Genomic DNA, 5,154 nt, shown 5'->3' with positions numbered 1-5,154 from the left:
ACAGTTAAAGGAAATCAGAAAAATCTTTATCAGCGAATACAAGACCTGAGTAATTCCTCAAAGCCAGAAAGTTGTTTTCTTGAACAAGATAATAGTCATGGTCGAAAAATATCCAGAAAAATAGAAGTTTTTAAAGTGAGGAAAAATGAAAGACAAGGATTTGAAAATCTGCGAAGAGTTATTAAAGTAGAAAGAAGGGGTAGTCGCGGGGATAAAACCTATGAAGAAACAGCTTACTATATCAGTAGCCTAACTGAATCCGCTCAAGTATTTGCTAAAATTATTCGAGGACATTGGAAAATAGAAAATCAGTTACATTGGGTAAAAGATGTAATTTTTGAGGAAGATAAAAGCGAGATAAGTGATTTTCAAGCGGCCAGCAATTGGTCAATTCTCACAACTATAGGATTGAATCTTTTCAGAGGTTTGGGTTTTCTCTCAATAACAGAGGGACAGAGGTGGTTAGCTGAACGTTGGGAAAAACTGATAGTTTTATCGACGTAAGAAGCAGAAAAATTAGCTAAATTAACAGGATGTACTCTCAGAAAATTTGAAGAGAGATAGGCTTTTAGTGGCTTGGGAACAAGCTTTATCAATTTATTCATAATCAATATTGGCAGAGGATTAAAGATTAGTTATTGTCACTAACTCTTTTGATTAGAAAAAGATAAACTTGAGAATTTTCATTCAAATTTATTGACTCAAAATCCGCTGTACTTAATTTAAATGAATCAACCCTAGGGCAAGGGGGGGTCAGCTAATCTAAGGATAGGCAGTTAAAATGCGTCTTAGCTTAGCCATAAAGCCTTGTAGGGAATGAAAACAGTTAGTTTTCCCAGAAGCTGGTGATGGGATTTGAACCCGCGACCGGCTGATTACAAATCAGCTGCTCTACCACTGAGCTACACCAGCATTTTTGACCAATCTATTATAACACAAATAGACCGAGTGGAGATTTTTGCCCTCCCCTAGTCCGCACCCGCGAGACTAGGGACTGATACACAGAGGTTCAATGAGTCAACAGGGATGACCAATAATTAGTTATCAGTGACCATTGACCGTTTAATAAGAGCCAGATTAATCCCCCTATTCCCAAAAGAATAGTCAAGACATAAAACTGTGATTGACCGGAAACATTATACTTTAAGGCGCTGCCGCTAAAAATCGTCGCTAAACTGACTAAATTAACCAGACCATCAATAATATAACGATCGAGCCAAGCGGTAATTTTTGACAGGCTGCCCACCGCTAAAACCACGGTAAACTGATAGATGCGATCAAGATAGAAGTCATAAGCGAACAAATCTTGCAGGAATCGCAGGATTAACCCAGTTGGTCTCGCCCAAGCTCGTCTTAACTCTACCATTAACCCGATAACTAGGCCAATTACTCCAGAGGCCATCAGTAAGGGAAAACCCCAGACAATAGTAAAACTCTGGTTATTAACGAGAGGATTGGTGAAAGATAGCCAAAAATCCCAACGTAGGGGAATAATCGGGGCCAATAAAGCGATTAAAATCAATGCTACCATGGGCAAAGCCATCGGCCAGGCCACTTCCGGGGTGCGATGGGTTTTACTTTGGGTTTGTCCCAAAAAGACTAAACGAAAGACCCGAGTAAGATTGACGATGCTAAGACAATTAACAAAGATTAAAACCGCTAATAACCACCAAGGAATCGCCCATTCGCCACCTAACCACTTTTTTAACGTCCAAAACATCCCCAGGGGCATTAAAACCGTCATCCCCGCGGAACCCCCTAAAAAAGCCATGGTTGTAGCCGGCATTCTTGCCCAAATTCCCCCCATTTCCGTGATATTTTGGTTACTGGTGGTGAGAATTAAGGCTCCTGCGCTCATAAACAATAAAGCTTTTGCGATCGCATGGGAGAATAAAATTAGTAAAGCGATATCCACATGACCTAATCCCACCGCAATAAAGACCAAACCGAGATAGGCACTGGTGGAGTGGCATAAAACCCGTTTAATATCAATTTGGGATAGGGCCATCAGAGAAGTACCGATTGCCGTCATTGTCCCCAACACTATTAAAACATTGGCAGCGATCGGAGATAGGGTAAACACCGGCTGCAGCTTAATTAAAACATAGGCCCCCGCCGAAACCACGATCGAATTCCGCATGATTCCGGCTGGATTTGGTCCCTCCATCGCCTCATCTAACCACAAATTCAGGGGAAATTGGGCGCATTTACCCGTTGGACCAGCAATAAGGGCTAATCCTAACAAAGTCGCCGTCAGAGGCGGTACAGGGTTATTTACTGCCCAATTTTCTAACTGAGAAAAACTCAATCCTTCTCCGTAACTGGACAGAGCCACCAAACCCATCAATAAAATAATATCGCCGACGCGCTTGGTTAAAAAGGCATCTCGGGCCGCGGTTACTACCAAAGGTTGGGCATACCAAAAACCGACGAGGAGATAGGTAGAGACCGTTAACATCTCTAGGAAAGCGTAACTGAATAGTAGGGAGTCACTCAGGGCAATTCCCCCCAAAGCTGCCTCAAAAAAGCCCATTAAGCCATAAAATCTCGCCAAAGACCAATCCTTTTCCATGTAGCCAAGGGCATAGATTTGGGCCAAGAGACTGATTAAGGTAATCACTTCCAGCGTCCCCAAACTGACGGGAGAAAGTTCGATCGAAAGAGATAAACTAAGATCGGCCACTTTTACCCATTCAAAAGCCAGTTTAATCGTCTCTCGATGCCAAATTTGATTAAAAGCGATCGTTCCGTGTATTAACCCTAAGACGGTCATCAATAGATTAATATAAGCCGCCGGCCGCGGACCGGTGCGACTAATAATGCCTAAAGACCAAGGTAGGGTTAAAATCGAACCAATTAAGCCATAAATGGGAATTAACCAGCAAGTGTAAAGGAATAAATCTTTCATTCAGGGGGTTATCAGTTATCAGTTATCAGTTATCAGTGATCAGGTTTAAGTTTTAAGTTATCAGGTTTAAGTTTTCAATTTTCAACAAATTTAGGCTCTTTCACTGGTTACTGGTTACTGATTACTGATCACTGATCAACGGCCATAAAAAACTAACACTCGATCGAGAAGGGAGCGAGTTTAGTCAATTTAGTTATTTTACAGTTAATCCCGGGATCAGGCTAAATGCGCTGTAATAAAGATTTACCGTGGGAATCGGTGCTACAGGTGGCAAATAATTGGTATTGACGACTCAGAGCGAGCGCTTGTTCGGTTTCCGGTTGACTGGGTAGCCAGGGTTTGGGATTGCCATAGGCATAAAAAGCCTCAATACCATCAATACCCAATTCTACCGCCGCCGCTACTAAATCGGCTGCGGGACGATGATAACGGAAGGGATGGGCGAGAACCACTAAAGCCCCCGCTTGCTGTAAACTGTTAATGACTCTAGAGGCTAAAGCCAGATCTCCTTCTGGTTTGGTTCTTTGCAGATAGGGAGTCAAGACGGTATGAGTAGGATCGAAACCATAACCAAGAATATGCACTTCTGTGTCTAAGAGATCCGCCGTAATTTCTACTCCTGTCCAGAGATGGGGTATAGAAACCTTTAAATGCTGATTTTCTAGCCAAATTTGGGCTTGTCGATAACCTTCGATCGAGTGATGATCGGTAATTGCTAATCCTTTTAGTCCGATGTCTAACGCTTGTCTCATCAAGTCTTGGGGACTCATTTGACCATCGGAACAATGGGTATGAAGATGGAAATTGTAATGGTGGGGACAACTATCATAGCCAATATTCGCCCACACCGCTTTCAGGGCGAGGGTATCTTGAGCCAGGGGGGGAATTGTAGCAGAAACGACCATGCAGTATTAAGGAACTTTCCCAAAGATTACAAATTGTTAAGAATCAGCATAACAAATACCAAAAAAAATTGGGTAGCTGCTGTTACCACTAATACTAAATCCTCTTTCAAAGGTGTGGGGAAGTGGGGAAGTAGGGAAGTGGGGAAGTTGGAAAATTAGCCGAACGTCCAGAGATGATGCCCAATCCCGTCATACTTGATCATTACCTGGTGGAAAAAGCTGTATCTATCGGTTGTTAGGAAATCTTGAGGAGATTTGGCTTGAATTTAGACATCAATAACTTGACATTGCATCTGGCCGAGGTTATAACTATACTAGAGTGCGTAGTATCCGTACTTGGCCCTAACAAAAAGTAACAAACGACTTAAAATGATCACCAACATCTCTAGACGACTAACCACTGGCGCTCTTGCTATCGCTGGCAGCGTTGCCGCTTTCGGCTTTGCCAATACTGCCCCCGTCCAAGCGCAGGCGGCGGAGTGTTTCCCACAAAGTTTCAACAATTTCAAGACCAATCCTTGCCGGAAAGGGGACAAGTTGTTTACACACATCAACTCATCTGGCAGTGATATAAATAGCCCGGGCAATTTTCTGACCATTACGGAAACCGTGCTGCCCTTGGGCGATTTGCACACCTTCACCTTCACCCCAGCTACCCCTCTGACCAGTTTAAGTGGCGTTTATGTCATAGATTACACGATCGAGATCGTTGATGACCCCAGCACTGGCGACAACGAACTTTTGACGAAGATGTTCTCAGCATTCAGCGCTGGCTATACCACAACTGGCCAGACTGACTCCGGTGTCTCTCTGAACAAGACGGTTTGGTCAGATGCTTTCGAAGGGACGAGTTTGGTCGGAACCTCGGAGGCCAAAAGCTCTGATATTGGTGGCACTGGCTCTCCTGGCCAAACGGTTCCAATTGCTCCGAATATCCTGAAACTCTACGTCAGAGACACTTTCTCTGTCTCTAGTGTTAACGGATCACTTAACAGTATCACCAACGATTTCAGACAAACAACAAAATCAATTGACATCCCCGAACCCTCTGCTATCCTCGGTATCTTAGCCGCTGCTGGTGTTGGTGCTTTCGCTCGTCGCAAGAGCTAGTCACTGCCATTGAATCAAAGGCAAGCGTTAAGGTTAAGCTTAACGCCTTTTTTGTGGCTAGAGAGGGAGATGGGGAAGTGGGGCAGTGGGGGGTTCGAGCATTTGTATTAAAATATCCAATAGTTACTAATTCTGTACGCAAATATTGCATCTAGAATTAGCTTTGTACGCTTTGACCCGTACTGGGTTAACTACGAACCTCTCTATCGGATTCCCGCTAAAGGCGGCCTC

Annotated in this window: 3 protein-coding genes, 1 tRNA gene and 1 pseudogene; 2 read left to right on the top strand and 3 right to left on the bottom strand. The window is 43.6% G+C overall.

Going from position 1 to position 5,154, the window contains the following annotated elements; all coding sequences use genetic code 11:
* Window positions 1-504 (top strand): annotated as a pseudogene (locus H6F92_RS00740) (ISAs1-like element ISMae8 family transposase); the annotation flags it as partial.
* Between the two features lie 336 nt (window positions 505-840).
* On the opposite strand, the gene H6F92_RS00735 reads toward H6F92_RS00740, so the two are convergent.
* From H6F92_RS00735 to H6F92_RS00725, 3 genes are all read right to left on the bottom strand, one after another.
* Window positions 841-912, bottom strand: a tRNA-Thr gene (locus H6F92_RS00735).
* Window positions 913-1,009: 97 nt separating this feature from the next.
* Window positions 1,010-2,908 carry an NAD(P)H-quinone oxidoreductase subunit F gene (locus H6F92_RS00730; RefSeq protein WP_190356443.1) on the bottom strand — a complete coding sequence of 633 codons (1,899 nt, stop codon included), beginning with the start codon at window positions 2,906-2,908 and terminating at the stop codon, window positions 1,010-1,012.
* 221 nt (window positions 2,909-3,129) lie between these two features.
* A complete protein-coding gene (locus tag H6F92_RS00725; protein ID WP_190356442.1) occupies window positions 3,130-3,813 on the bottom strand; it encodes a PHP domain-containing protein in 684 nt (227 codons plus the stop codon).
* Window positions 3,814-4,182: 369 nt separating this feature from the next.
* Between H6F92_RS00725 and H6F92_RS00720 the strand changes: the two genes are divergently transcribed.
* Window positions 4,183-4,923: a PEP-CTERM sorting domain-containing protein gene (locus tag H6F92_RS00720; RefSeq protein ID WP_190356441.1), complete on the top strand. Its 741-nt coding sequence runs from the start codon at window positions 4,183-4,185 to the stop codon at window positions 4,921-4,923.
* Window positions 4,924-5,154: the final 231 nt, after the last annotated feature.

It is taken from the genome of Microcystis wesenbergii FACHB-1317, from assembly GCF_014696875.1.
In the GTDB taxonomy this organism is placed as follows: Bacteria; Cyanobacteriota; Cyanobacteriia; order Cyanobacteriales; family Microcystaceae; genus Microcystis; species Microcystis wesenbergii_A.
The sequence above is the reverse complement of the archived record's forward strand: the minus strand, read 5'-3'. Positions and strand labels throughout refer to the sequence as shown.

Bases quoted from the DNA above. Each gene is read 5' to 3' on its own strand.
- H6F92_RS00720 (WP_190356441.1), top strand. From the start codon at position 4,183: ATGATCACCAACATCTCTAGACGACTAACCACTGGCGCTCTTGCTATC.
- H6F92_RS00725 (WP_190356442.1), bottom strand. From the start codon at position 3,813: ATGGTCGTTTCTGCTACAATTCCCCCCCTGGCTCAAGATACCCTCGCC.
- H6F92_RS00730 (WP_190356443.1), bottom strand. From the start codon at position 2,908: ATGAAAGATTTATTCCTTTACACTTGCTGGTTAATTCCCATTTATGGC.